Below are 24,489 nucleotides of genomic sequence, written 5' to 3' on the forward strand. Positions count from 1 at the left end.
GACGTCGCCCAGCTGTTGCTGGAGTCCGTCAAGACCCCCATCCCGGACGACGACGAGCCCCCGGCGGGCACGGCGGAGACGGAGAGCGAGCCGGAGCCGCAGCCGGTGAAGTAACCACCCGGCACGGGCTGTGCAGCGCTCTCGGTCCGGCAGGCATCATCACAGGACGTCCTGGGCCCCGGCCGGAGGGGCCGGCCGCCAGAGTCGGAGAGGCTGAACGTGGAGCACGCGCGGTATGAACCCCGAGCTGTTCAGCTGTGACCGGTTACACCGGAACCGCCAGCGTCGCGGTGTACCCCCGCTCGACGCTGCCGGTGACCGCCGCGAGCTGCTGCTCGTAGCCGTCGCTGAAGACCATGTCCGACTCCAGGGAGAGCTCGCTGAGATTCCTCACGCTCTCGCTGTAGCCGTCGGTGGCGTACACCCTGTCGCTCACGTCCTTCGGCAGCGCGAGCTGCGAGGTGTTCGTGATGGACCTGGCCGCCGTGGCGTCGGCCAGGCTGCCGTACACCTCGAAGTGGACGTGCGGCCAGCGGCCCGGGTAGCAGCCGGGGAAGATGCTCTTGAACGTGACCTGTCCCTGGTCGTCCGCCTCCTGGACGCCGCGCAGATAGTTCTCGTCCGTCACGCCGTCGTTGTACAGGGAGTACCTGCCCTCCCGGTCACATTGCCAGATGTAGACGGCGGCGCCCTTCTTGGGGGTGCCGCACCCGGACGCGGCGTCCACCACCGTGAGCGTGATCGTCAGGGGCACGCCCTCGGCGGTACCCCCCGCGGAGTCGCCGAAGCTCTTCGTGATGTCGCTGCGGACGACACCGCTCTCCCTCAGGACGTTCACGCCGTTGGAACCGTCACCGGGGAACGGGCCTTCGGTCTCCTCGGGGATCGTCTCGCACTGAACGGGCGACGACGCGGACGACGGAGAGGCCGACGACGGAGAGGCCGACGACGGGGACGAGGACGCCGAGGTCTCCTCCTCGGAGGTGCAGCCCACCAGCGGCACCAGACTTACCCCCGCCAACAGCCGTACCATCCGGCGACGGGCGAGAAGGGGGAGGTCGTAGGAGAGGCCCCGGTCGTGCTCGTGCACTTCTGCCTCGCGGTGAACGTTCATGACGACTGACAGTATGAGCCGGCTGCCGGAGGCACCAGGTCTCCAAGCTGTCGGTCTCTGCCGATCGGCTGTCGATCGCCTGTCACTGCCCTCACCCGCCGGCGGAGCGGGCCAGCCGGAGCGCCGTTCCCGAAGCTGCGCGACCATGTCACCACTCCGCTGGTGGCCCCGCCTGGCTGTTCGAGGCCCGTCAGCCGCGCCGGGCATTCGAAAGGCTGAACCGCTCCATGACGGCGACGATGCGTTCCCTGACCTCGGGGCGCGCGATCAGTTCGATGTTCGCCGCGAGGCTGTCGCGCAGGGCTGTCTCGAAGGCCGGTGTCGACGCTGCGCGGGCGATGCCCTTGACCCGCGCGAAGGTCTCGACGGGCCCGTGAGCCATGTCCGACGCCCACCGCAGTGCGCAGGCGTCCAACTGGTCGGGCTCGCACACCTCGTTCACGATGCCGAGGTCGAGAGCGCGGCCGGCGTCAACGAAGGCCCCGGAGGCCAGCAGGGCGCTGGCGGCGGGGAGCCCGGCCACCAGGGGGAGGAGATAGGCGCCACCGGCCACGGGAACCATCCCGAGATTGACGTAGCTCTCGGCGAATCGCGCGGTGGAAGCGGCCACTCGCACGTCACAAGCAAGACCGAAGTCGAGCCCACCGGCCGTGGCCGCGCCGTTGATCGCGGCGATGATCGGCTTCGGCGCGCCCCAGATGAGGCGGACGGTGCGTTGGACGGCGGGCATCCACACGTCGGCGAGGTAGTCCATCAGGCCGTCGGCGCCGTCGGCGTGGTACACGTCGAACATCTCCCGGACGTCGGCCCCGGCGCAGAACACCGAACCCGTCCCGGTCAGCACGACCGCTTTGACCCCGTCCGTGTCGCACAGCCTCTGGACGGCGTCACCTAGTTCCGTAACGACGACCGGGGTCACCGAGTTGCCGCGCTCCGGGCGGTTTATCCGTACCGAACCGATCACGCCCGTACCGTCGACCACGATCTCATCCACGAGGGGTCACCACCTTCGTCACGTTGGCAGGGACATGGGTGGGATCCGCCACCCACGCACGGAGCATCCGCTTGATGTCGCCGCGAGCGATCTTGGACTCTCCGGAAGCCCGAGGAATGGGGTCGCCCGAGAGGTAGACATGGCGGGGACGCTTGAACCCGGCCAGTCTGCCGCGCACCCAGTCGGTGAGCTCCTCCGGCTTGAGCGCGTCTGGATCTGGCGCATGGACCAGCGCCGCCGGGGTCTCCCCCCACTGCTCGTCGGGAACGCCCACCACAATGGCCTCACGCACTCCGGGATGCTCCTCAAAAGCGCGCTCGATCTCGACAGGCTGGATGTTGGTGCCGCCGGTGATGATCGTCTCGCTGGCACGGCCGACGATGAAGACGCGGCCCTCCTCGTCGAAGTGGCCCAGGTCCGAGGTGCGCCACCAACCGTCGGGAAGCAGGCGGTCGGCATGCTCGGCCTCCGCGCCGAGGAGCGCCGTGGCGATGCTCGGCGTGCGGATCACCAGCTCTCCCTGGACGCCGGGCGGCACCTCGTCGAGTACGTCACCGCCGACGAAGAGGGAGAACTCTACGCCGGGTACGGGGCGGCCGATGGAGGGCCACAGCGCGGGTGTCCTCATCTCCTGCCGGCTGAGCAGAGTGGTGGACGCGGGTGCCTCGGTCTGTCCCCAGCACTGGAGCAGTGCGTCCGTGTGTTCGCTGACGATCTCGAGCGCCGGAAGGGCGGCGGGTTCACCGGCCAGCATCAGGCAGGAGAGCTGTGCGTCACGCAGCAGCGGGAGTTCGTCGGAAGCGCTGATCCGGCGCAGCATGGTGGGCACGGCGAACATCCAGTCGATCCGCTCGTCTTTGATCACCCGGAGTGTCTCGTCCGCGTCGAACCGTGGAAGGACCACGTTGGTGCCACCGCACAGCAGTGTGGGCAACACACTCCAGCCGCCCGCGTACACGAGGGGCGCCACCTGCAGGGTTCGGGGAGCGGGTGTCGGTGCGCTCGTGCTCATCACCCAGGTGTTGCCGAGGATCGCCGCGCGTGCCCCGCGGTGCGAGATCGCGATGCCCTTGGGCCGTCCCGTCGAACCGGAGCTGAACCTGATGTGGTAGAGGTCGTCGGGACCCACGTGGACCCGTGGCCGCAGTGGCGAGCCCTCAGCGGCCAGGGCGTCGAACGAACGCCAGCCCGACCGTTCGCCCAGGACGACCTTCAGGAGTTCGTCACCGTCGACGACCTCGTCGACAGCGGCGGCAGCCGGGCCGTCCGCGACCACGAGGCGGACGTCGGCGAGTTCCATGCACCGGCGGAGCTCGTGCGGTGTGAACCGGTGGTTGAGCGGGACCTTGACCAGTCCCGCCTTCAGCAACGCGAACTCGAGCACCACGTACTCGACGTGGTTCTGCGCGACATAGGCCACCCGGTCGCCCGGTGTCAGCCCGAGGCCGATGAAGGCGTTGGCCAGCCGGTTCGATGCCTCGGTCAGGTCGGCGATGGTGAGCCGATGACGGCCGTCGGATCCCTCGACCGCGACGCAGTGGCGGGGCCGACGCTCGATCTGGCTCATGAGCTGGACGACGGTCCGCGCCGCGACATTCATTGCGGTGGTCATGGCTTCAGCCCTGTCCGAAGGACATCGGCATCGTGGCGAGCGACAGCCCGCCGTCGACGACGATCGTCTGGCCGTTGATGGCCGCGCTGCGCGGGGAACAGAGAAACGCCATGACCTCGGCGACCTCTTCCGGCGTCGGGTAGGCGCCGGAGGGTGTCTGGGCCAACCAGTGACGTTCGTAGTCCTCCCAGGCCTCGCCCGCGTAGTACCGGAAGGAATCGGTGTCGATGGGCCCCGGGCAGACTCCGACGGCGGTGATGCCGCGGCTGCCCAGTTCGATCGCGAAGTACTTCACGATGGTCTCCATGGCGGCCTTCGCGGCGCCGAGAAGTCCGTGGCCAGGGAGGACTCGGAAGCTGTCCCATCCGGAGACGGCGACGATCCTCCCGCCGGGCGGCATGTGCTGGGCGCCGACGCGCGCCAGATCGAGGAAGCCCTGGACCGTGATGCCCATCGTCTTGGCTATGTGATGGGCGTGGATCTGCGTCAGCGGCTTGAACGCGCTGGCCGCCGCGTTGGCGACGATGACGTCGATCTTCCCGAAGCGCTCGGCCGCGGTCCCCACCAGTGCCTCGACGGCTTCGGTGTCCGAGATGTCGGCCTGCACCGCCAGAGCTCTGCCGCCGGCCTCCTCGATACGGGCGACGGTCTGCTCCGCCGCCTCGGCGTCACGCCGGTAGTTGACGACGACGTTGGCGCCTTCGCCGCCGAGCCGGAGCGCGAGGCGCTGTCCCATGCCACGAGAGCCACCCGTGATGATGATCGTCTTGCTGTCGAGTTCCATGTTGTCCTCACCATCGGGAGTTGTCCGTGCGTGCCGCCGCCGGCCGCGCCGAACTCGTCATATGTGTCCGGGTCTACGACCCCATGGTCAGACCGCCACCCACGCACAGGGTCTGGCCGGTGATGTAGCTCGCGTCGTCGAGCGCGAGGAACGTGAGAGCGGCGGCGATCTCCTCGGGCTCGCCAGCCCTGCGCAAGGGGACCCCCCGCACGATCTTCGAGAGCAGCGCGTCGCCGCCCTGGCTCTCCAGCAGCGGCGTGGCCGTGATCCCGGGGGCCACCGCGTTGACCCTGATGCCGTGGCGGGCCCATTCGCGGGCGAGTGACTTGACCAGGGCGATGACGCCCGCCTTGGCCGCGGAGTAGACGGTTTCGCCCGAGGTCCCCACCGTGCCCGCCTCGGACGAGGTGAGGACCATGCTGCCGCCGTTCTCGCGCAGTACCCTTCCCGCCGCGGCCGCGAGGTAGATGCTCGACATCAGGTTGACGTCGATGATCCGTCGCCAGTATTCGGGTGACTCGTCGAGGAACGGTTGGATGGCCGTCCAGCCCACGGTGGAGATCACGTGGTCGACGCGTCCCAGGACATCGACGGCTTCCTTGAGCATCCGGTCGCAGGCTTCGGGGTCGGTCGCGTCCCATGAACCTTCACCCAGCGCGACGATGTTCGGGTGCTCCTTCGCCAGCTGCCGCACGGCCTCGGCATTCAGATCGGCCGCGGCGGTGGTGATGCCCGCGTCCGCCAGGCGCAGGGCCGTGGCGCGTCCGATGCCGGAGCCGGCGCCCACCACGAGAGCCTTCTTCGGCTGATTGACGTCGGCCATGTGTCCTCCTGTCGATGCCTTCGTACTTCCGAAGGGGGCGTTGCGGGTGGTGGTGGGAAAACGTTTCGGGTCACTTCAGCTCGTCGTGCGCCCAGCTGAGCGCTTCGACGACCGGGACCAGGCCCATGGAAGTGCCGAGCATGAGAATGACGACCTGCTCGATCTCCTCCAGCGTCGCGCCCGCGTCCTTGGCGCGGGTGCAATGGACACGGAACCCGCCCTCGTTGCGGGTGACGGCGAAACCTGTCAGCAGACAGAGTTCGCGCTGCTTCGCGTCCAAGGTGCCGTGCGCGTCAGCCGCGTGACGCAGGCCGCGGAACGCGTCCGCCACGGCGTCCGAGGTCTCCCTCAGCCGGTCGAGGTTGGACACGAAGGTGTCCTGCTTGCTCAGGGGGTAGACCGGCGGTCCGATGGGCTGGGGCGTGCTCACTTCTTCTCCTCCGGGGCCTCGGGGGCGGGGTGGGCGAGCCGGCCCAGCGCGGGAAGCCCGTAGCTCTCGGCGTATTCGGCCGCCGCAGCCCCGATCACATCGGTGGGGGCCTTGGCGTACAGGCGTCGCCGGCTGACGAAGCAACCCGCCGCGGCACGGATCCGTACGGCCGACTCGGTCATGGCCAGCAGGGTCGCCGTGCCGTCGAGCACGGGCGCGCCGTCCACCTCGCGCAGGCCGACGGAGTTGAGGAACGCCGTGATACGGCCGCCCGCCGGGATGATGACCTCGGCTCCGCGGGCCATGGTCGCCCGGGCCGCCGCCAGGAACGAGTCGGTGGCCCGCTTTCGGCCCTGGTCATCTGAGAAGCAGGCGTCCAACTCATGCGGGGTGAGGTCCATGCACTCGATGCCGGCCAGTCGCTCGCGCAGCCCGTACTTGGCGACGTTCTCCTCGAAGCGCCCCCCGAAGTAGGGGTTGACGCCCACCAGGGCGAACTTGCTGCCCATGAGGCACGCGGTCAGCATCGAGGTCTCCCCGTAGCCGAGCACGGGGATGTCGACCATGGAGCGGGCTTCGCGCAGCGCGGGGTCCAGGATGTTGCCGATCGCGACCGCGTCGAAGCCGGACTGCTCCGCGTCCAGTACGGAATCCAGGATCGACACGGAGTCGAGTGCCTCCCAGAACCGGAAGCTGTCGATGCGTCCGACCCGGGCCCCTCTCAGTTCGACCTCGGTGCCTTCGGAGACGAAGTCATCGATGTACCGGCGCAGGAACGGGAAGTAGTTCGAGGAGTACGTGGCGTTGGACAGACTCAGATACAGAATGCGGGTCACGGGGGTTCGTCTTCCGATCTCTGGGTTCCGGTCACTGGGCCCGGTCGGCGCCCTTGACGTCTGCGCGGTACCAGTCGACGAACTCCCGCAGGCCGCTGAGCAGGTCGGTCGTCGCGGTGAGGCCCAGTATCGAGGCCAGTCTTCCTGCGCTGACGTACTGATACCTGGTGCGCTCGTCACGCCACTCGATGGCGCCTGGGTCACCGCCGTGGATACGCACGAGTTCCGTGTAGAGCTCCTCCGCCGTGACCGGTGGTCCGACGACGTTGACCGCCGTGCGTTCGACGCCGACCGCCTCGACCGCGCGGAGGGTGGCCAGCGCCGCGTCGTCGACGTGGACGAGGGCGTGCACGGCGTCCCGTTGCCACGGCACCGACGGGCGCTCTCCCCGGTCGAGCGCGTCGAGGATGTCGATCAGGATGCCGGCGTTGGAGTCTCGGTTGGCCCGTGGTCCGTAGATCGTGCCGTATCGGAGGATGATGTACGGGGCGCCGCCGGCCTGGGCGAAGGCCTCGGCGAAAGCCTCCGCGGCCAGTTTGCTCGCCGCATACATGCTCAGGCCGCGACGGATCGATGCCTGGTCCTCGGTGAAGGGGGGTGCGGCAGGGTCGTCGAAGGGGCCGTAGACACTGTGGGTCGACCCGAGCACCAGACGCTTCACACCGTGTTGGGCCGAAAGGCTCACCAGGTCGTACGCCGCTCCCACGTTCACGTCGTGTGCGGCGCGCGGTGTCGTCGAGGAGGCCTGGGTGCGGACCGCTGCGAGGTGGATGACCGTGTCGCAGCCGCTGACGGCCTTGTCGAGTGCCGCAGTGTCGCGCAGGTCCATGGCCAGGAACTCGACATGCATCAGGGCGGCCAGGGCTTCGGCGCGCTCGGTGCACACGACATCCGTGGCCACCACGTCGTAGTCGCCGGCCGCGCTGAGTTGCTCGATCACGTGCGAGCCGAGGAATCCGGCGGCCCCGGTCACCAGGACGCGTCGCCGGCTCATCGCGCGACCCGCTCGAAGATCGCAGCGATCCCCTGGCCGCCACCGATGCACATGGTCTCCATGCCGTAGCGCGCGTCGCGTCGGTCGAGTTCCCGCAGCAGGTTCGCGAGGATCCGGCCGCCCGTGGCGCCGATGGGGTGGCCGAGGGAGATGCCCGAACCGTTGACGTTGACCCGCTCCAGGTCGCCGCTGCCGAGTTTCCACTCGCGCAGACAGGCGAGCACCTGGGCGGCGAAGGCCTCGTTGAGCTCGACCAGGTCGAGATCGGACCACTGGAGCCCGGCTCGTTCGAGCGCTCGCTGCGCTGCGGGTACGGGCCCTATACCCATACGGTGCGGCTCCACCCCGGCCAGCGACCAGCTCACCAGCCGGGCGTATGCACGCAAGCCGAGCTGCTCGGCGCGTTGCGGCGTCGTGACGATGGCGACGGCGGCCGCGTCGTTCTGGCCGCTGGAGTTGCCCGCGGTCACGGTCGCCCCGTCGATGGTGCCCTGGAGCAGCGGCCGTAGCCGGGCCAACGACTCGACCGTGGTCCCCGGCCGGGGGTGCTCGTCGGCGGTCACCGTGAGGTCGTCCCCCTTGCGTGCGGGCACCACGACCGGGATCGTCTCGTCGGCGAAGAGGCCGCGCTCCATCGCGCTGACGGCCCGGGCGTGCGAGCGGACCGCCCACTCGTCCTGCTCCGAGCGGCTGATGCCGTACTCGGCGCGCAGGTTCTCGGCGGTTTCGATCATCCCGCCGGACACAGGGAAGCGTCGGCCGCCCGAGTTGCCACGTGGCTGGGCGAGCCGGTCGAGCAGCTGGGGCTGGCGGCCCTGGTTCCATCGCATACCGGGGATGTAGTACTCGGCCTGACTCATGCTTTCCGCGCCGCCGGCCAGCACCAGTTGCGAGCCGCCGGTCGCCACCTGCATACAGGCGTAGATCACGGCCTGCAGCCCCGATCCACACCGCCTGTCGATCTGCAGGCCGGGAACGGTGATGTCCAGACCCGCGTCCAGGGCGGCGATCCGGCCGATGGCCGCTGCCTCTCCGTTGGCGTAGCCCTGGCCGAAGATCACGTCGTCGATGTCGTCGGCGGTGACGCCGGTGCGGTCGACGAGGCCCTTGACCACCGTGGCGGCGAGGTGTGTGACCGGTACGTCCCTGAACATGCCCCCATAGCGCCCGACCGGGGTACGGACAGGCTCACAGATGACGGCCTCGAACATGAGTACGGCTCCTTTGAGGCGAGGTCAGACGCTGGATTCTCCGCCGTCGATGGCGATGGTCTGCCCCGTCAGGAAATCGGGGGCGTCGAGGGACAGATAGGTCACGAGATCGGCGAGTTCCTCCGGCCGCCCCATGCGCCGGGCGGGAATCCTTCGCACCACCTTGGCCACCGCGGCCTCGTCATCACGCAGTTCGGCGTTGATGTCCGTCGCGAAGTAGCCCGGCGCCACAGCGTTCACCTGCGCTCCGAACTTCGCCCACTCCGCGGCTGCGGCACGGGTGAAGTTGATGACGGCGCCCTTCGACGCGCCGTAGGCGGTGAACCCGGGCCGACCGAGCAGCCCGAACACCGAGGCGACGTTGATCGCCCGGCCGGAACCCGTCGCCGCGAAGTGCCGGGCCGCCGCCCGGCTGCACAGGAACATGCCCCGGACGTTGATGTCGAAGATACGGTCCCAGTCGTCCTCAGTCATGTCGACGAGTCCCACTTGCGCGGTGACTCCGGCGTTGTTGACGAGGACGTCCAGGCGCCCGTACTCCTCCAGGCAGGTGTCAAAGAGGGCCTGGACCGACGCAGCGTCGGAGACATCGGTCGGCACGGCCAGCGCGGTGCCGCCCTCGTCGAGAACGACGTCCCGGACTTCCGCCAGATGATCGGCCGTACGTCCGGCGAGGACGACGGCGACCTTGCGGCGGGCCAGGCTGTGAGCTACGGCGCGGCCGAGGCCCCGCCCCGCGCCCGTGACGATGGCTACCTGTGTGGACATGCCCACAAGATGTCTGACATTCAACCCACTGTCAAGATGTAAGCGGGCGGTTCCGCGGTCAGGCACCTGGGCGTCTCAGCAGGTCGCGACGCATCGAGTTCGGCAGGCTTCCCCAGCCGACGCCGCCGAACGGTTCCGACTTGCCGGGCACGCGAGATCCAGACATGCGCGGCGCGCCATACCGAGTGGCCCTCACTCAGCCAGTCACGAGCGGCGAACGAGAAACCCCGCAGTCGCCAGGACCTACTCACCGCATGCCCTCGACCCTCAGGCGCGGCGCGCGGGCCGGCGGCCCACCGCGGCTTTACCAGGGGCCTCGTCCCCGATTACTCACGTCGGGGCACTCCGGCTGTGCCAGCTGTCGCCCCCGCGCCGAATGCTCTCTCGGCAAGGGCCCCGGCCGATCGGGCTCGCTGTGCTGCCGCTGGTCGACCGACTGCCGAGGTTCCGCCTCCTGATGGCCTTCATCGAATTCCGCCTGCGCCTTGGCCAACGGATCATCCTCGACCGGTTGACGGGTCGCACTCCTGACAGCCTCAACGGCATTGCGATGAGCGTGCGACCGACCGCCGCCCGCGCAGGCCCACCCGCCGGTGGCGGTCGGTGGGGCAACGGATCGGCCTGGCGTACCGCAGGTGCGCGATGCCAAAGCCGGCTGCCTGCTGAACGAGTCTGCGTTCCCCAGGCTCAGTCCGCACGGAGGTCGACCGCTTCGTCCATCCGCACACCCGGCGCCTCGGCAGGAGGAAGAGGTTGTTCAGCCCAGATGGTCTTGCCGTCGTGGGTGTAGCGGGCGCCCCAGCGGGAGGCGAGCTGAGCGACGAGGAAAAGGCCACGACCTCCCTCGTCGGTGGTCCGGGCATGGCGTAGGTGCGGGGCGCTGAGGCTGCTGTCGGAGACTTCGCAGATGAGCGCTTGGGTGTGGATGAGGCGCAGCGCGATGGGGCCACGTGCATGCCGGATGGCGTTGGTGACCAGCTCGCTGACGATCAGTTCGGTGGTGAAAGCGAGTGGTTCCAGGCCCCATTTGGCGAGCTGGCGGGTGGCGAGGGTGCGAGCCTGCGCGACCAGGGCCGGGTCGGTCGGCAGCTGAAAGGAGGCGACCCGGTCCGCTGCCAGGACGCGGGTACGGGCGAGGAGCAGGGCCACGTCGTCGAAGCGACGCTCGGCGACGAGGCCGGACATCACCGCGTCGCCCAGTTCCTCCAACGGTCGGGCGGGGCCGGCCAGCGCGCGGGCCAACCGGTCCAACCCAACGTCGACGTCCCGCCCTGGCTCCTGGAGGAGACCGTCCGTGTACAGCGCGAGCAGGCTGCCCTCGGGGAGTTGACACTCGGCGGTTTCGAAGGGCAGGCCGCCCAGCCCGAGCGGCGGGCCCGGCGGGATGGCGTCAAGGAACTCCACAGCTCCGTCGGGGCGTATCAGGGCGGGTGGGGGATGGCCGGCGCGGGCGAAGGTGCACAGGCGGGAGACCGGGTCATAGACGGCGTACAGACAGCTGGCGCCCTGACAGTCGGGATCCTCCTCAGCCAGGCGGACGACGAGATCATCGAGGTGAGCGAGGACTTCGTCGGGGTCAAGGTCGAGATCCGCCAGAGTGTGGACAGCGGTGCGCAGTCGCCCCATGATGGCCGCCGCGTGCAGGCCGTGGCCGGTGACGTCGCCTACTAGCAGCGCGACCCGGGCGCCGGACAGCGGCAGGACATCAAACCAGTCCCCGCCGGCGCTGGCGTGGGCGGCGGCGGGCAAATACCGGTAGGCGGTGTCCACCGCAGGAGAGTCGGGAAGATCACGCGGCAGCAGACTGCGCTGCAGAGCAAGAGCGGTGGTGTGTTCGCGGGTGTAGCGGCGGGCATTGTCGATGCACACCGCGGCACGCGAACAGAAGTCCTCAGCCAGGGCCAAAGCACCCTCATCGTACTGGGGGGAGTCGCGATGGCGAGCGAAGACAGCCACACCGAGCGTGATCCCGCGTGCCCGCAGCGGCACCACCATCGCCGAGCGGGTGCCGGACGCGCGAATCTTCTCGACGATGCGCGGATCGAAGGCCGACTGCTCGACGTCATCCAGCTTTCGCATGAGCTCCGGCCGCCCACCCACCAGGCATCGGGCCTGAGGTGTGGCCGGGGCAAACGTCACCCGCTCGCTCACGGCATACGCGGCCTCAGGATTCCCGGGTCGCACCGATCGGACTCCCGACCGGCGAAGCAGCGCCGGAGCGCCCACCGGCACGGGAGCCGGCTCCTCCCCCCGCACCGTGGCCTCCAAGAGGTCGACGACGGCGAAGTCCGCCAGCCCGGGAACAGCCGCGTCGGCCAGTTCCTGCGCGGTGCGCTCAACATCCAGAGTGGTGCCCAACTGCGTCCCGGCCTCGGTCAGCAGCTCCAGCCGCTGCTGGGCCCGATAGCCCTCGGTGACGTCGACGAACGTCTGGCACATACCGAGCACGTGTCCGGCCGAGTCCGTCAGTCGGAACGACGAGGAGGACCACATGCCCTCGCGCTCCGGGTCCGACGGGAGTCGACCGCGTACCGGGAAACCAATCTCCGGTTCGCCGGTGTCCCGCACCTGGCGCAGGCGCTCCTCGGCCGTCCGGAAGTCGATCTCGGGCGCGACGTCGTGGTTGCGGCGCCCGATGATCCGCTCAGCAGGCAGCCCCAGATCGCGCACGGCCACGGCGTTGACCGCGCGGAATCTCAGATCGGTGCCCACAACGGTGATGGAGACCGGGGCCTGTTCGAACAGCGCCTTGAGGACGGCCTGCTCGAACTCCGATCGCTCCACCTGCCGCACGTCGACGGCGCCGATCGACCAGCCTGCCGGCCCCTGATCACTGAGCACGGCACGCACACGCAGCGCGACCCGGACCACATGCCCGTCTCGGTGCCTCACGTCCAGCACACCGTCCCAGCCCTGCCCGGCTCCACCCCGTCGGCGGCCGGCTGCCAGCGCCGCTACACGGTTCGCCGAGGTGATCAGCAGGTCCACTGCGGGCGTTCCACAGACGTCCCTCGCCTGATAGCCGAGGAGAGATTCCGCCTCCGGACTCCACAAGGAGATGCTCCCCCGGCTATCCACGACCGCAGTGGCCGTACAAGGCCCCTGCAGCACATTTCCCAGTCCTGCGCCGAGGTCCCGGGAAGCCGTCGGTACGCGCATCCACATCAGCCCATTTCTGGCCACGCCGTTGCTCTCATGGTAGTGACTTGGGTCACGACGTACTCGCAGAGGCCGTCTCGGATCCGCGCAGCGACCATCAGCGAAGAGGAGCACGCCCTTTTGCCCATGGTGCGAGAGCGCCGGTAAACGCGCAGGGCTCACCCGTGGCGGTCGGCGTAGCTCCGCGACACCCCATGATTACAGCGCGTAGGACGTGATTGCACACTTGCTGGTGTCTGACAGTTGACCGACTGAAGCCTCAGAGCTAGATTCGCGAGGTGGGCAGCAGTTCCATGCCATTCGCCGAGTCGTCCTCTTACCGGTCCGGCCGTCTCACGGCCGCCTCTTCCGCCCCCGCGTCCCTGACGCGCAGGACCACTCCCGCCGCCCATCCCCGGCGCCGTATGGCGTACCCCCAGGAAAGGAAGGTCCTAGATGCCGATCGAGAGCTTCTCGATGCTGATCGACGGTCAGTGGCGGGCGAGCGGCGACGGTTCGATGTTCAGGTGCACCAGCCCGTTCGACGGTGACGACTGGGCGGAGGTACCGACGGCGACCGCTGATGACGTCGATGCCGCGGTGGCCGCGGCACGGCAGGCCTTCGAGGAAGGTCCGTGGTCGAGCGCGACTCCCCTGGCGCGTGCGGGCCTGTTGCGCCGGTTGGGTGACCTGATCACACAGAGCGCCACCGAACTGGCGACGGTGCAGGTACGCGAGAACGGCAAGCTGATCCGCGAAGTGGCCGATCAGGCGAAGGCACTCGCGAACCACTGCTACTTCTTCGCCGGGGTGGCCGAGAGCCCGATCGGTGAGACGCTGGCGACGAGCGTGCCGAACATGCAGGCGTTCACGATGCGTGAGCCCATCGGCGTGGTAGGTCTGATCACGCCGTGGAACAGCCCGCTGATGCTGTTGATGGCCAAGCTGGCACCGGCTCTGGCGGCCGGATGCACGGTCGTGGTCAAGCCGTCGGAGGTGACACCGGTTTCGACGTTGGTGTTCGCACGGCTGATCAAGGAAGCAGGCTTCCCCGACGGTGTGGTCAACGTGGTGACCGGGGCCGGCGAGACTGGAGCCACTCTGGTGGCTCACCCGGGCGTGGACAAGATCTCGTTCACCGGTTCGACCTCGGTCGGCAAGCAGATCGCGGCCACGGCGGCCACTCGGCTGGCCCGTGTGTCGCTGGAGCTGGGCGGCAAGTCGCCGAACATCGTCTTTCCCGACGCCGATCTGGACAACGCCGTCAACGGTGTGATGGCCGGAATCTTCGCGGCCACCGGCCAGACCTGCATGGCGGGGTCCCGCGTTCTTGTCCACGACGACATCTATGACGACTTCGCCAAGGCGCTCGCCACCCGGGCCTCGCAGATCCGGCTGGGTGACCCGAGCGACCCGGCGAGCGAAATGGGGACGGTCGCCTGCCGAGCACAGTACGACAAGGTGTTGCGGTACATCGACATCGCCAAGGCCGAGGGCGCGGTGCTTGCCGCCGGCGGCAAGCGTCCGGCCGATCCCGCCCTGGAGAAGGGGCTTTTCGTCGAGCCGACAGTCTTCACCGAAGTCACCAACGACATGCGCATCGCCCGGGAGGAAGTGTTCGGGCCGGTGGCCTCACTGATCCGGTTCCGTGACGAGGACGACGCCGTCCGCATCGCCAACGACACAAGCTTCGGTCTGGCCGCGGGCGTCTGGACCCGGGACATCGCGCTGGCGCACCGGATGATCCGGCGCCTGCGCGCCGGCACGGTGTGGATCAACAACTACCGCAAGGTCAACTACGTCGCCCCGTTCGGCGGCTTCAAGGAGAGCGGCATCGGACGGGAGAACGGCATGCACGCCGTCCACGAGTACACCGAGGTCAAGTCCGCCTGGATCGACACCGGCAACACCATCAAGGACCCCTTCAACCCGCGGGCCTGATCCTGGGACGCGGCGCGAACCCTGATCCGCCCCTCCCCACGAGCACGACCGACGGTCATGAGAGCTGGGTCGACTCCGGGTCGGCCACGAGGTGAGTGAGGTACCGCATTGTCCGAGAAACTGGGGTTCATCGGCGTTGGCGCCATGGGTTCGGCCATCGCGAGCCGTCTCGTGGCGGATCACGATCTGTACGTGAGCGATCTGAACAGACAGGCTGCTGACGAACTTGTGAGCCAGGGCGCCACCTTCATGCCGGCGGACGAGACAGCGAAGCACTGCCGGTACGTCTTCCTTTCGCTACCAGGACCGGCCAACGTGTTCGAACTTCTCCTGGGCGACCAAGGAATAGCCCGCCACTTCGCGCGGGGAACTCTGGTCATCGACACGACCACCGGGGCGCCCACGACGGACAGGGAGATCATTCCCGCCCTCGCCGAACTCGGCGTCGACTTCGTCGACGCGCCGATCGCCGGAGGCGTCAAGCGGGCCCGCGCCGGCACGGCAACCCTTATGGTCGGAGGCTCCGAGCAGGCGTTCGCCAGAGCCCGGGACCTGCTGTTGGCCGTGACCCCTCATGTCTTCCACGTCGGTCCCTCGGGGACGGGACACGCGATGAAGCTCGTGAACAACCTGCTCAACAGCTGCAACCGTTTCGCCGCGCTCGAGGCCGTTCGTCTCGGGCAGGCGTGCGGTATCGACCAGGACACCGTGGTCGAGGTCATCAACAAGTCGAGCAGCCGCAACTACACGACGGAGAACACGTTCCCCCAACTACTCAGCGGCGGCTCGTACAGGGCCCAGGGCTTCACGCTCCAGTTGATGCTCAAGGACCTCCACCTGGCCAACGAGATGGCGGAAGGCCTCGGGCACGCCACCCCGATCGGGCACCTCGTCGAGGAGTTCACCATGGAGGCCATCGACCGCTTCGGCCCCGACGCGGACCAGAGCCAGTTCATGGCGGAGTGGTACGCCGACTGATGCCGGTATGACGTGTGCCCTCCCGGCCTGCAGGCCGGGAGGGCACACGTCATGAACACCAGCTTTTGTGCGTAGCACGAGCGGTTCCGGCCTGGACCGAGTCACTCAGCTACGGTCGCCCTGCATGGAACTATGCCTTGGGCTGGGCGGTCGAATACCGCAGGACGTAGTCGAGGTGTGACTGCATCGCCTCCGCGGCCGCGTCCTCGTCCCCGGTCTCGATCGCCGCGAGGATCACCATGTGCTGCTTCACCGTCCGCTTCCCGACCTCCGCGGTCACGTCCAGGTACTGCGCCGGATGCGTCGCATCGTGCACCGCGGCGATGAACGCCGCCAGCAGCCGGTTGCCCGACGCCTGCCCGATCGTCGTGTGGAACGCCAGGTCGTAGCCCGGGATCTCCGGATCGTCAATCGTCGTCGTCCGCTGCCGCTCCACGATGGACCGCAGCTCGCCCACCTGCTCCTCGCTCCGATGCCGAGCGGCCAGACGGGCGGCCGGGACTTCCAAGACCCGCCGTACATCGGTCAGCTCGAGCATGTCCAGGGCACCCAGGCGCAGAATTGTGTCCACCGACTCACTCAGCATCCGGCTGAGCGAATCCGGAGTGACCGTGTTGACGAAACTCCCGCCCGCCATCCCTGGAATCTTCCGGATGAGGCCGCCGCTCACCAGCGCGCCCAACGCCTCACGCACGGTCGGACGGCTCACGCCGAACTGCTTCGCCAGCTCCGTCTCCGGCGGGAGCTTCTCCCCCTGGGCGAAACGACCCTCCAGGATCGCTTCCCTGATCTGCTGCTCCACCTGATCACGCGGCCGCGTCACTTGTCGCGCGCGGAACTTCTCCGCCGCCCCAGACCCCGTCTCCGCCATACCGCGCCTCCCCAACCGTCGACATGCCCGACGCCGTCACGCCGGACGTACACAAGGCCTGATCCAAAGCCGCAGTATATGGCCAGGGCCGGTAAATTGTCATACTGAAAAATGTCGTGCTTCAAGCTGCTGATCGACAGCCTCCCCTGCCCGGTCCACGGCGGGGAGGCCTGCACCGACTGCCCCTTGCTCGTCGCTCGTCACATCGCGTACTCCTGGAGCAGGCTGCGGCCGATGATCATCTTCTGGATCTCGGACGTACCTTCGCCGATGAGCATGAAGGCCGCCTCGCGGTAGAGTCGCTCGATCTCGTACTCCTTGGAGTATCCGTACCCGCCATGGATGCGGAACGAGGCCTCGACCACTTCCTTGCAGTACTCACTCGCGAGCATCTTGGCCATGCCGGCCTCGACGTCGTTGCGCCGACCGGAGTCCTTCTTGCGTGCCGCGCGAACCATCATCGCGTGGGCGGCCTCGACCTTGGTCGCCATCTCCGCCAGGCGGAACAGGATCGCCTGGTGCTGAGCGATCGGCTTACCGAACGTCTCACGCTGCTGCGCGTACGCGATGCCCAGCTCGAAGGCGCGAACGGCGATGCCGCATGCGCGCGCGGCGACATTCACGCGGCCCACCTCGACACCGTCCATCATCTGGTAGAAGCCCTGGCCGGGCTCTCCTCCGAGGATCTGGGTGCCCTCGATCCGATGATCGTCAAAGATCATCTCGGTGGTGTCGATGCCCTTGTAGCCCATCTTGTCGATCTTTCCCGGGACGGTGACACCCTGGGCGGTCTCGCCGAAACCGGGCTGCTTCTCGACCAGGAACGTGGTCATGTTCCTGTAGACCGAGGCCGCGCCCTCGTCGGTTTTCGTCAGCACTGCGACCAGGTTCGACGAACCCCCGTTGGTGAGCCACATCTTCTGGCCGGTGATCGAGTAGGAGCCGTCGGGAAGCCTGGCCGCCTTGGTGGCCACGGCCGAGACGTCGGAGCCGAGGCCTGGCTCCGACATCGAGAAGGCGCCCCGCACCTCGCCGGTGGCCATCCGCGGGAGGTACTTCCGCTTCTGCTCCTCGGTGCCGTGCCGCATCACCATGTAGGCGACGATGAAGTGGGTGTTGATGACACCTGAGACGCTCATCCAGCCTCGTGCGATCTCTTCCACGCACAGGGCGTACGTCAGGAGCGACTCACCCAGCCCGCCGTACTCCTCCGGGATCATCAGGCCGAAGACACCGAGTTCCTTCAGTCCCTCGACTATGTCGGTCGGGTACTCGTCCTTGTGCTCGAGTTCGGTGGCGACCGGCATGATTTTCTCTTCAACGAACTGCCTGACCACCTTGAGGATCTCCCGCTGGTCCTCGGTCAGTTCATCGGTGTGGGCAAGACGATCCATCTGATGGTCCGTTCCTCTCAGTCCGATGGCCACGGCGTCGTCGCGACAACCGCGACCCGTTGGTCAGCAGGGGCGATGGGGCAGGGCATGCGGGGTTGTCCCCGGCTCGGTCGGTCGGTCACGCGAGCGACGACGCCATGTCCGGGGGCAGTCCGATGGACTTCAACTCCGTATAGGCGTCCAGCCCCTCGGGCCCGTACTCGCGCCCGATGCCACTGGCTTTGAACCCACCGAAAGGTGCCTTGAGCCCGACCGGGTGCCCGTTCAACTCCACGACACCGGTGCGGATCCGGCTCGCGAGTTCCATCCCTCGGCGGGGGTCCGATGTGAACACCGCCCCGCTGAGACCGTATGGGGAGTTGTTGGCGATCTCGACCGCATCGGCTTCGTCCCGGTAGGTCGTGACGGCGAGGACCGGTCCGAAGATCTCTTCCTGAGCGATCGTCATATCCGGCTGCACATCGGTGAAGAGCGTCGGCTCCACGAACCAGCCGCGGTCAAGGCCGTCCGGACGTCCGCCACCTGTGACGAGAGTCGCTCCCTCTTTGAGACCGCTGGCGATGTAGTGCTCCACCGTCTCACGCTGCCGGTGGGAGACCAGCGGCCCGATCTGTGTGGCCTCGTCGTACGGACTGCCCACCGGCATCGAGTCGATCAGGGAGCGGAGCCGCTCGACGAGCTCGGCCTGACGCGCCTCGGAGACCAGCACCCTGGTTTTCAGAGTGCACACCTGACCGTTGTTACGGAACGCCCCGAGACGCATCGCCTCGACGGTGCGGTCAAGGTCGGCGTCATCCAGAACAATGGCGGCCGACTTTCCACCCAACTCCAGCGTGACGCGTCGCAGATCGTGACCGCACAGCGCTGCGATCCGACGGCCCGCAGCGGTCGACCCGGTGAAGGACACCTTGTCCACGCCCTGGTGCGCGACAAGGTGCTCGCTGCTCTCGCGCTCCGCCGGAACGATGTTGACCACACCTTCCGGGAATCCTGCCCGCTCGATCAGCTCGCCCAGAAGATAGGCGTCGAGCGCCGTCTGCGGGGCCGGCTTCAGAACGACTGTGCACCCCGCCAGCACGGCCGGAACGACCTTCTGAATGCTGATGCTCATGGGCACGTTCCAAGGAACAACGGCGGCCACGACGCCGACCGGTTCCCTGGTGACGAGTGCGCTGCCCGTCTCTGCCGTGCGGATCGACCGGAACGGGTAGTCCGGCGCGAGATCGAGACACGCGTCGATCACCCGGACCGGATTGGCGGCCTGGATGGCGCGGGACTGCGTGATGGGACAGCCCATCTCGTCGGTGATGAGCTGTGCGATCGGTTCCTGATGCTCGGCGAGCAGCCGCCGCAGTTCCCGTAGTACCGCCATGCGCGCCTCCAGCGGCATACGCGGCCACGGCCCGTTGTCGAACGCGTCACGTGCCGCAGCGACGGCACGGTCGATGTCGCTCGAAGACGCCGAGGGAACCTCGGCGACAACCTCTTCCGTGAACGGCGACACGATCCTCAGGTGCTCACCGTGTGCCGGAATCCACCGCCCTCCGATGAACAGGCGGTCGTAACGGCCCTCCCACATCATTGGAGCTCTCCTCGTCGACAAGATTCGTATGAGTCAGCGGTGCCGGCCTGCGTGCTCGGTCACGCCGTCACCGAGAGGCGGATGCCCCGGGCTACGAGCATGCTCTGGACCTGGTTGGTCCCGTCGTAGATTTCCGTGATCTTCCCGTCGCGCAGTCGGCGCTCCGCACCGACGTCGTCGCGATCTCCGTCCTCGCCGAGAAGTTCGACGCAGGCTGAGGCGACTCGCACACCCAGGGTCGTGCAGTGCAGCTTGACCATGGAGACCTCGGCCGTGGGGTCTCCGTCGCTGGCGTCCACGAGTTCGCAGACCTCCCTCAGCATCGACCGCCCGGCCGCGATCTCCGCACGCAGGCGGGCCAGCTCGAACTGGAGGTCCTGGGCACCGCCGGTGCGGGAGGAGAGGAGGTCTCGTTCCGCGCAGTAGCGCACAGTCGCGTCGAAGGCACCCTGTGCGAACCCCACGCCCTGGGCGGCGGCGCTGATGCGCGACTTCGCGACCGACCGCAACAGCAGGGGGTAGCCCTCGCCCTCGGCGCCGAGTCGCGCTTCCACGGGGATCCGACAGTCCTGAAATCCGAGCGTGACGGTCGAGGCGCCCTTCTGGCCCAGTTTCTTCATCGGCCTGCCGGCCTCGAGACCCCGCGCGTACTCCGTGTCGACGAGGAAGGCCGTGATGCCGTCCTTGCCGCGACTCGGGTCGACCGTCGCGAAGAGCACGATGACATCGGCGACATCGCCGTTCGAGATGAACGTCTTCTCGCCATTGATCACATAGGAGTCGCCGTCACGGCGCGCCGTCGTACGCATCGACGCGACGTCCGATCCCGCCTCGGGCTCGGTCAGGGCGATCGCGCCGATGGCCGTGCCCTCGCAGAGCGCGGGAATCCACGCCTCGTGCTGGTCGGGCCGCCCTTGGAGATGGATCGGGTGAGCGCAGTGCATCTGGGTCATGTAGACCGTCGAGGTCGATCCGCAGGCGGCCGCGATCCGGGAGAGCGCCTCAGCGTACGTCGCCGTCGACGAGCCTCGTCCTCCAAGCGTGGTCGGGATCAGAAGCCCGCCGAGACCTGCCCGGGCGAGCGCCTGGATGGACTCCAGAGGGAAGGAGCCGTCCCGGTCCACGGTTGCTGCGGCCGGGGCCACGGTCTGCGCGATCACTCCATCGAGAAGGGACAGGACGGTGGTGCGGTCCGCCGAGGGTGGGGGTTCAGGCGCGGTGTTCATTTTCGTCACTCCTCGGTGAAGACGGGCTCGCGTCGCTCGGCGAAGGACGTGATGCCCTCCTGGCCGTCAACGGAGGCGATCGAAAGGGCGGCGAGTGCGGCCTCATGCTCCAGGGCTGGGCCGGACGTGCTCTGCCGTACGGCTTCGAGCAGGTTGGCCAGACCGGTGCGGCTGCCGGACGCGATCAGAAACGCCGTCTCCGCCACCTCACGGGGCAGTTCGGCGGTGGGAACCGGCGGGACTGACAGCAGACCGATCTGCCAGGCACGATCGGCGTCGATCCGGCTGCCGGTGAGCATCAGGTGGAAGGCCGCAGCCTTCCCCACGGTTCTGGGCAGCCGCTGGGTACCCCCGAATCCCGGGATGCAGCCGATCCGTGCCTCCGGGAGGCCGAACTGACTGCGGTCCGAGGCGATCACCACGTGGCACGCGAGCATCAGTTCGAATCCACCACCGAGGGCGAAGCCGTCGACCTCGGCGATCACCGGAACGGGTGAGCGCTCGATCGCGGTGATCGCACGGTGACCCCGCCGGATGAAGGCCTGCGCCTGGTCGGCGTCGAGGCCGCGGATCTCCTCGAGGTCGGCGCCGGCGCTGAACGCCCGGTCACCTGCCCCGCGGACGACCAGGCACCGAATGCCCCTGCTCTCCTCCGCGACCAGCCGGACCTCGTCGGCCAGCTCGTCCAGCACGGAGGTGTTCAGGGCATTGAGCCGGTCCGGACGGTTCAGGGTGATCGTCCGCACCCGTCCGTTGTCGTCCACCTCGATCAGGGAACCCATACGACACCCGCCTCCGCGAGATCGGCGATCCGCTCGTCGTCGAAGCCTGCACTGCTAAGGATGTCGCGCCCGTGCTCGCCCCGGAGCGGCGCCGGCAGGCGGGGCGCCCGACTGCTCTGCGAACCGAGACGCCACGGGCTCGCGACGCCCCGGAAGACGCCCGCACGCGGATGCTCCTGGCTGACGATCGCCTCGCGAGCCTCCACCTGGGGGTCATCCACGACTTCTGACAGCGAGTTGATCCGCGCACACGGTACGCCGACATCCTGAAGAGTCTTCAGCGCCTCTTGCGAAGTCCTCGTGGTCAGAACCGACTGGAACGCGTCGACGACCTCGTCCCGGCGCGCACGGCGCCCGGCGTTGGTCGCCAGGTCGGGCCGCTGAGCCAGCTCGTCCAGACCCAGCGCCGCGCAGGCATGGAGCCAGATCTTGTCGTTGCCCACCGCGACGACGATGGGGCGGTCGCTCGTCCGGAACGTCTGGTAGATCGCGACCACCGAGTCGGTGCCGCCGCAGGGGCGGGGTTCCGGATCGCCCGCGAGGAAGCTGGCGATCCGTGGTGACATGAAGGCGAGGTCGGCTTCGAGCAGGGCGACGTCGATGATCTCGCCGACGCCGTGCCTCTGCTGCCTGACCAGCGCGGCGGCGATGGCGTACGCGGCTACGGTGCCGGCCGCGACGTCGGACAGAGCGGTGCTGACGCGCTGCGGTACTCCGGCGTCGCCGGTGACGCTCATCATCCCGGAGCGGGCCTGGGCGATCAGGTCGTATCCCGGGAGCGCGGCATCGGGGCCGTCGATCCCGAACCCCGACAACGCGCAGATCACCAATCGGGGAAACCGTTCACGCAGTGCGTCGAGCCCCAGGCCGTGCCGCTCGAGTTTGGCCGGATTCAGGTTCTCGATGAACACGTCCGCGGTCTCCAGCAGCCGGAAGAGCACCTCACGGCCCTGCTCACCGCGTATGTCCAGGCACAGGCTCTTCTTGTTGCGGTTGACCGACAGGAACCACGCGGCTTCGCCGTTGAGGAAGGGTGGTCCCCATCCACGGGCGTCGTCTCCGCGCACGGGCTCGATCTTGATGATCTCCGCTCCCATGTCACCGAGATACATGGAAGTGGTCGGTGCCGCGTAGGACGACGAGATGTCGACCACGGTGATCCCGTGCAACGGGCCGGAAGACGTGTTCACGAGGCCTCCTTCCTCGGGCGGCGCTTCAGGGGTGTGGAGGGTGCGAGTGCCATCACGTATCGCCCCCGGGCTTGCCGAGGCGTCGAGCGGCGACCTGCGCCAGGACGGTTCGGCGTCCGCCGCCGCGGGCTCGGAGGCTCAGCGCGTCGCGCAGCAGACCGGCCACGGGGTATTCGTCGATGTATCCGTAGCCGCCGTGCACCTGGATCGCGTCCAGGCAGACGTCGACGGCGGTCCTGCCCGCCTGGGCCAGCAGCTCTGCCGGGTCGAGGTCACGGGCGACCGCGCCGTCGAGCATCGCGTGCACCGTGCGGACACGGATCCGCATCTCGGCCAGGATCGCTCGCAGACCCGCGAAGGTGCCGATCGCGGAACCGAACTGACGCCGCTCACCTGCGTACGTCTCGGCCATGTGCAGCGCTGTCTCCGCGAGGCCGAGGCCCGCAGCGGAGGTGAACAGGTCCCAGTCGCGCGCGGTGCGCCCTGTGACGGCATCCGGCAGCGTCACGACCGTGTCGTCGAGCCGGACCGTCCTCAGGGCGGCTTCGCGCAGTCCGCTGCGCCGTGTTCCCTCGGGCTCATCCCCCACCAGCGCGTTCAGGCGGGCCAGCGCGGCCCGCCCCGTGGAGCGGTCCAGGAGCACCACCGCGGCGGGCGCGAACAAGGTAGGCACAGTGGCCGTCCACGGGTTCCGCGCGGCGGGATTGGTGACCGCAGAGGTCACGTCCCTCACATCGCGGCCGTCCGCCTCCGAAGCGGCGAGACCACGCTGCGCGGCGAACCGGCCCGCGAGGGCGAACGCCGCCGCGGGCGAGACGTGCGCGGTCGTGCGCACGGCTGCGACGAGCCAGTCGACGGCGTCGTCGAGCTCGGCCGCCTCCTGCGCCAGATCCAGGACATCCGCCGCGGCGAACGCGCCACGGACGGCGTGGGCGTCGCTCCACTGCACCGACACAAGACGCTTCGTCAGCACATCGAGGAAGTCGTCGAGTTCCACATTGCGCCCGGTCATCGGTGGAACCTCTCGCGACGGGGGTCGCGGCGCTCCTCGAAGGACTCCGACATCTCGGCCGCCTCCTCGGTGCTGCGGTAGGCGGTGAGCAGCAGGTCGTGTGCCAGGCGCGCCTGTCCGGCGACACCGGTGTGGCGGCTGGAGAAGGCGGTCTTGAGGGCGGCCAGCGCGAACGGGCCACGCCTACGCAGGTCCTGAGCGACTTCGACGGCCCTGTCGAGGACAGGGCGACCGGTCACCACTTCGTTGACCAGGCCCATGTCCAGGGCTTCCTGAGCGGAGTACTTGCGGTTCAGGTACCACATCTCCTTGGCCCGCCGACGGCCGATGGTCTCCTCCAGGTACCAGGTGCCGAAGCCGGCGTCGAAGCTGCCGACCATCGGGCCCACCTGCCGGAACACGGCGTGCTCGGCGGCGATCGAGAGGTCGCACACGACCTGCAGCACGTTCCCTCCGCCGACGGCGTACCCGTTGACCGCCGCGATCACCGGTTTGGGCATCGCGTCGATGAACTCGTAGAGATCGATGACCGGCATCACGCTGGAGTAGTCGAGGGAGGAGAGCTCATCATGCTCTCCCCCGATGCAGAAGAACCTGTCGCCGGCACCGGTGAGGACCGCCACGTCGATCTCGCGGGTCTGCCGCACCTTCTGCAGCGCCGTGAGCAGCTCACGGGCCGTTTCGAACCTCAGCTTGTTGGCCCGGTCGGGCCGATTGATCGTGATCACCGCGACACCGTCATCAACGGCGACAGTGATGTCCTCGTAGCTCATGCACTCGGCTCCTGATTCGACGAGTCGGCCCGTTCG

21 protein-coding genes are annotated in these 24,489 nt (G+C 68.3%); 2 read left to right on the forward strand and 19 right to left on the reverse strand.

What is annotated here, in order from left to right; genetic code table 11:
• Positions 1 to 265: 265 nt before the first annotated feature.
• From RM704_RS35605 to RM704_RS35655, 11 genes are all read right to left on the reverse strand, one after another.
• Positions 266 to 1,114 carry an intradiol ring-cleavage dioxygenase gene (locus RM704_RS35605; protein WP_192829586.1) on the reverse strand — a complete coding sequence of 283 codons (849 nt, stop codon included), beginning with the start codon at positions 1,112 to 1,114 and terminating at the stop codon, positions 266 to 268.
• A gap of 190 nt (positions 1,115 to 1,304) precedes the next feature.
• Positions 1,305 to 2,108: an enoyl-CoA hydratase/isomerase family protein gene (locus RM704_RS35610; protein WP_033525679.1), complete on the reverse strand. Its 804-nt coding sequence runs from the start codon at positions 2,106 to 2,108 to the stop codon at positions 1,305 to 1,307.
• A complete protein-coding gene (locus RM704_RS35615) occupies positions 2,101 to 3,720 on the reverse strand; it encodes a class I adenylate-forming enzyme family protein (RefSeq protein WP_033525678.1) in 1,620 nt (539 codons plus the stop codon). Before RM704_RS35615 ends, RM704_RS35610 begins: the two co-directional genes overlap by 8 nt.
• A gap of 4 nt (positions 3,721 to 3,724) precedes the next feature.
• On the reverse strand, positions 3,725 to 4,504 hold the full coding sequence (locus RM704_RS35620; protein ID WP_033525677.1) for an SDR family oxidoreductase: 780 nt from the start codon (positions 4,502 to 4,504) through the stop codon (positions 3,725 to 3,727).
• Between the two features lie 73 nt (positions 4,505 to 4,577).
• Positions 4,578 to 5,327, reverse strand: coding sequence for an SDR family NAD(P)-dependent oxidoreductase (locus RM704_RS35625; protein ID WP_033525676.1), 750 nt, complete (start codon positions 5,325 to 5,327; stop codon positions 4,578 to 4,580).
• Between the two features lie 70 nt (positions 5,328 to 5,397).
• Positions 5,398 to 5,757, reverse strand: a complete 360-nt coding sequence (locus RM704_RS35630) for a carboxymuconolactone decarboxylase family protein (protein WP_202808129.1) — start codon at positions 5,755 to 5,757, stop codon at positions 5,398 to 5,400.
• Positions 5,754 to 6,593, reverse strand: coding sequence for an aspartate/glutamate racemase family protein (locus RM704_RS35635; RefSeq protein ID WP_202808128.1), 840 nt, complete (start codon positions 6,591 to 6,593; stop codon positions 5,754 to 5,756). Before RM704_RS35635 ends, RM704_RS35630 begins: the two co-directional genes overlap by 4 nt.
• A 31-nt stretch (positions 6,594 to 6,624) precedes the next feature.
• Positions 6,625 to 7,587 (reverse strand): NAD-dependent epimerase/dehydratase family protein, encoded by a 963-nt coding sequence (locus RM704_RS35640; protein ID WP_033525675.1) that lies wholly within the window; start codon positions 7,585 to 7,587, stop codon positions 6,625 to 6,627.
• A complete protein-coding gene (locus RM704_RS35645) occupies positions 7,584 to 8,798 on the reverse strand; it encodes an acetyl-CoA C-acetyltransferase (RefSeq protein WP_033525674.1) in 1,215 nt (404 codons plus the stop codon). The genes RM704_RS35640 and RM704_RS35645 overlap by 4 nt, the downstream gene beginning before the upstream one ends.
• Positions 8,799 to 8,822: 24 nt before the next feature.
• The gene (locus RM704_RS35650; protein ID WP_052145873.1) at positions 8,823 to 9,566 is read right to left on the reverse strand and encodes an SDR family NAD(P)-dependent oxidoreductase; all 744 of its coding nucleotides are present in this window, start codon (positions 9,564 to 9,566) and stop codon (positions 8,823 to 8,825) included.
• A gap of 687 nt (positions 9,567 to 10,253) precedes the next feature.
• A complete protein-coding gene (locus tag RM704_RS35655) occupies positions 10,254 to 12,731 on the reverse strand; it encodes a SpoIIE family protein phosphatase (RefSeq protein WP_052145872.1) in 2,478 nt (825 codons plus the stop codon).
• Positions 12,732 to 13,160: 429 nt separating this feature from the next.
• Here RM704_RS35655 and RM704_RS35660 point away from each other — a divergent pair, with 429 nt between their 5' ends.
• On the forward strand, positions 13,161 to 14,645 hold the full coding sequence (locus RM704_RS35660) for an aldehyde dehydrogenase (protein WP_033525672.1): 1,485 nt from the start codon (positions 13,161 to 13,163) through the stop codon (positions 14,643 to 14,645).
• 108 nt (positions 14,646 to 14,753) lie between these two features.
• Entirely contained in the window at positions 14,754 to 15,623 is an 870-nt protein-coding gene (locus RM704_RS35665) for an NAD(P)-dependent oxidoreductase (protein WP_033525671.1), read from the forward strand.
• A 130-nt stretch (positions 15,624 to 15,753) separates the two neighbouring features.
• Here the strand turns inward: RM704_RS35665 and RM704_RS35670 are convergent, their stop codons facing one another.
• From RM704_RS35670 to RM704_RS35705, 8 genes are all read right to left on the reverse strand, one after another.
• On the reverse strand, positions 15,754 to 16,494 hold the full coding sequence (locus RM704_RS35670; protein ID WP_033525670.1) for a FadR/GntR family transcriptional regulator: 741 nt from the start codon (positions 16,492 to 16,494) through the stop codon (positions 15,754 to 15,756).
• Between the two features lie 200 nt (positions 16,495 to 16,694).
• Positions 16,695 to 17,888, reverse strand: coding sequence for an acyl-CoA dehydrogenase family protein (locus tag RM704_RS35675; RefSeq protein WP_033525669.1), 1,194 nt, complete (start codon positions 17,886 to 17,888; stop codon positions 16,695 to 16,697).
• 118 nt (positions 17,889 to 18,006) lie between these two features.
• The gene (locus RM704_RS35680; RefSeq protein ID WP_033525668.1) at positions 18,007 to 19,470 is read right to left on the reverse strand and encodes an aldehyde dehydrogenase; all 1,464 of its coding nucleotides are present in this window, start codon (positions 19,468 to 19,470) and stop codon (positions 18,007 to 18,009) included.
• A gap of 59 nt (positions 19,471 to 19,529) precedes the next feature.
• Positions 19,530 to 20,696, reverse strand: a complete 1,167-nt coding sequence (locus tag RM704_RS35685) for an acyl-CoA dehydrogenase family protein (RefSeq protein WP_033525667.1) — start codon at positions 20,694 to 20,696, stop codon at positions 19,530 to 19,532.
• A 5-nt stretch (positions 20,697 to 20,701) separates the two neighbouring features.
• Entirely contained in the window at positions 20,702 to 21,478 is a 777-nt protein-coding gene (locus tag RM704_RS35690; RefSeq protein WP_033525666.1) for an enoyl-CoA hydratase/isomerase family protein, read from the reverse strand.
• Positions 21,466 to 22,668: a CaiB/BaiF CoA transferase family protein gene (locus tag RM704_RS35695; protein ID WP_033525665.1), complete on the reverse strand. Its 1,203-nt coding sequence runs from the start codon at positions 22,666 to 22,668 to the stop codon at positions 21,466 to 21,468. The genes RM704_RS35690 and RM704_RS35695 overlap by 13 nt, the downstream gene beginning before the upstream one ends.
• 52 nt (positions 22,669 to 22,720) lie before the next feature.
• Positions 22,721 to 23,680 (reverse strand): acyl-CoA dehydrogenase family protein, encoded by a 960-nt coding sequence (locus RM704_RS35700; protein WP_033525664.1) that lies wholly within the window; start codon positions 23,678 to 23,680, stop codon positions 22,721 to 22,723.
• Positions 23,677 to 24,453, reverse strand: coding sequence for an enoyl-CoA hydratase-related protein (locus RM704_RS35705; protein ID WP_033525663.1), 777 nt, complete (start codon positions 24,451 to 24,453; stop codon positions 23,677 to 23,679). The genes RM704_RS35700 and RM704_RS35705 overlap by 4 nt, the downstream gene beginning before the upstream one ends.
• Positions 24,454 to 24,489: the final 36 nt, after the last annotated feature.

Origin of the sequence: Streptomyces gottesmaniae (assembly GCF_031845845.1) — a bacterium.
GTDB classification, from domain to species: Bacteria; Actinomycetota; Actinomycetes; order Streptomycetales; family Streptomycetaceae; genus Streptomyces; species Streptomyces akebiae.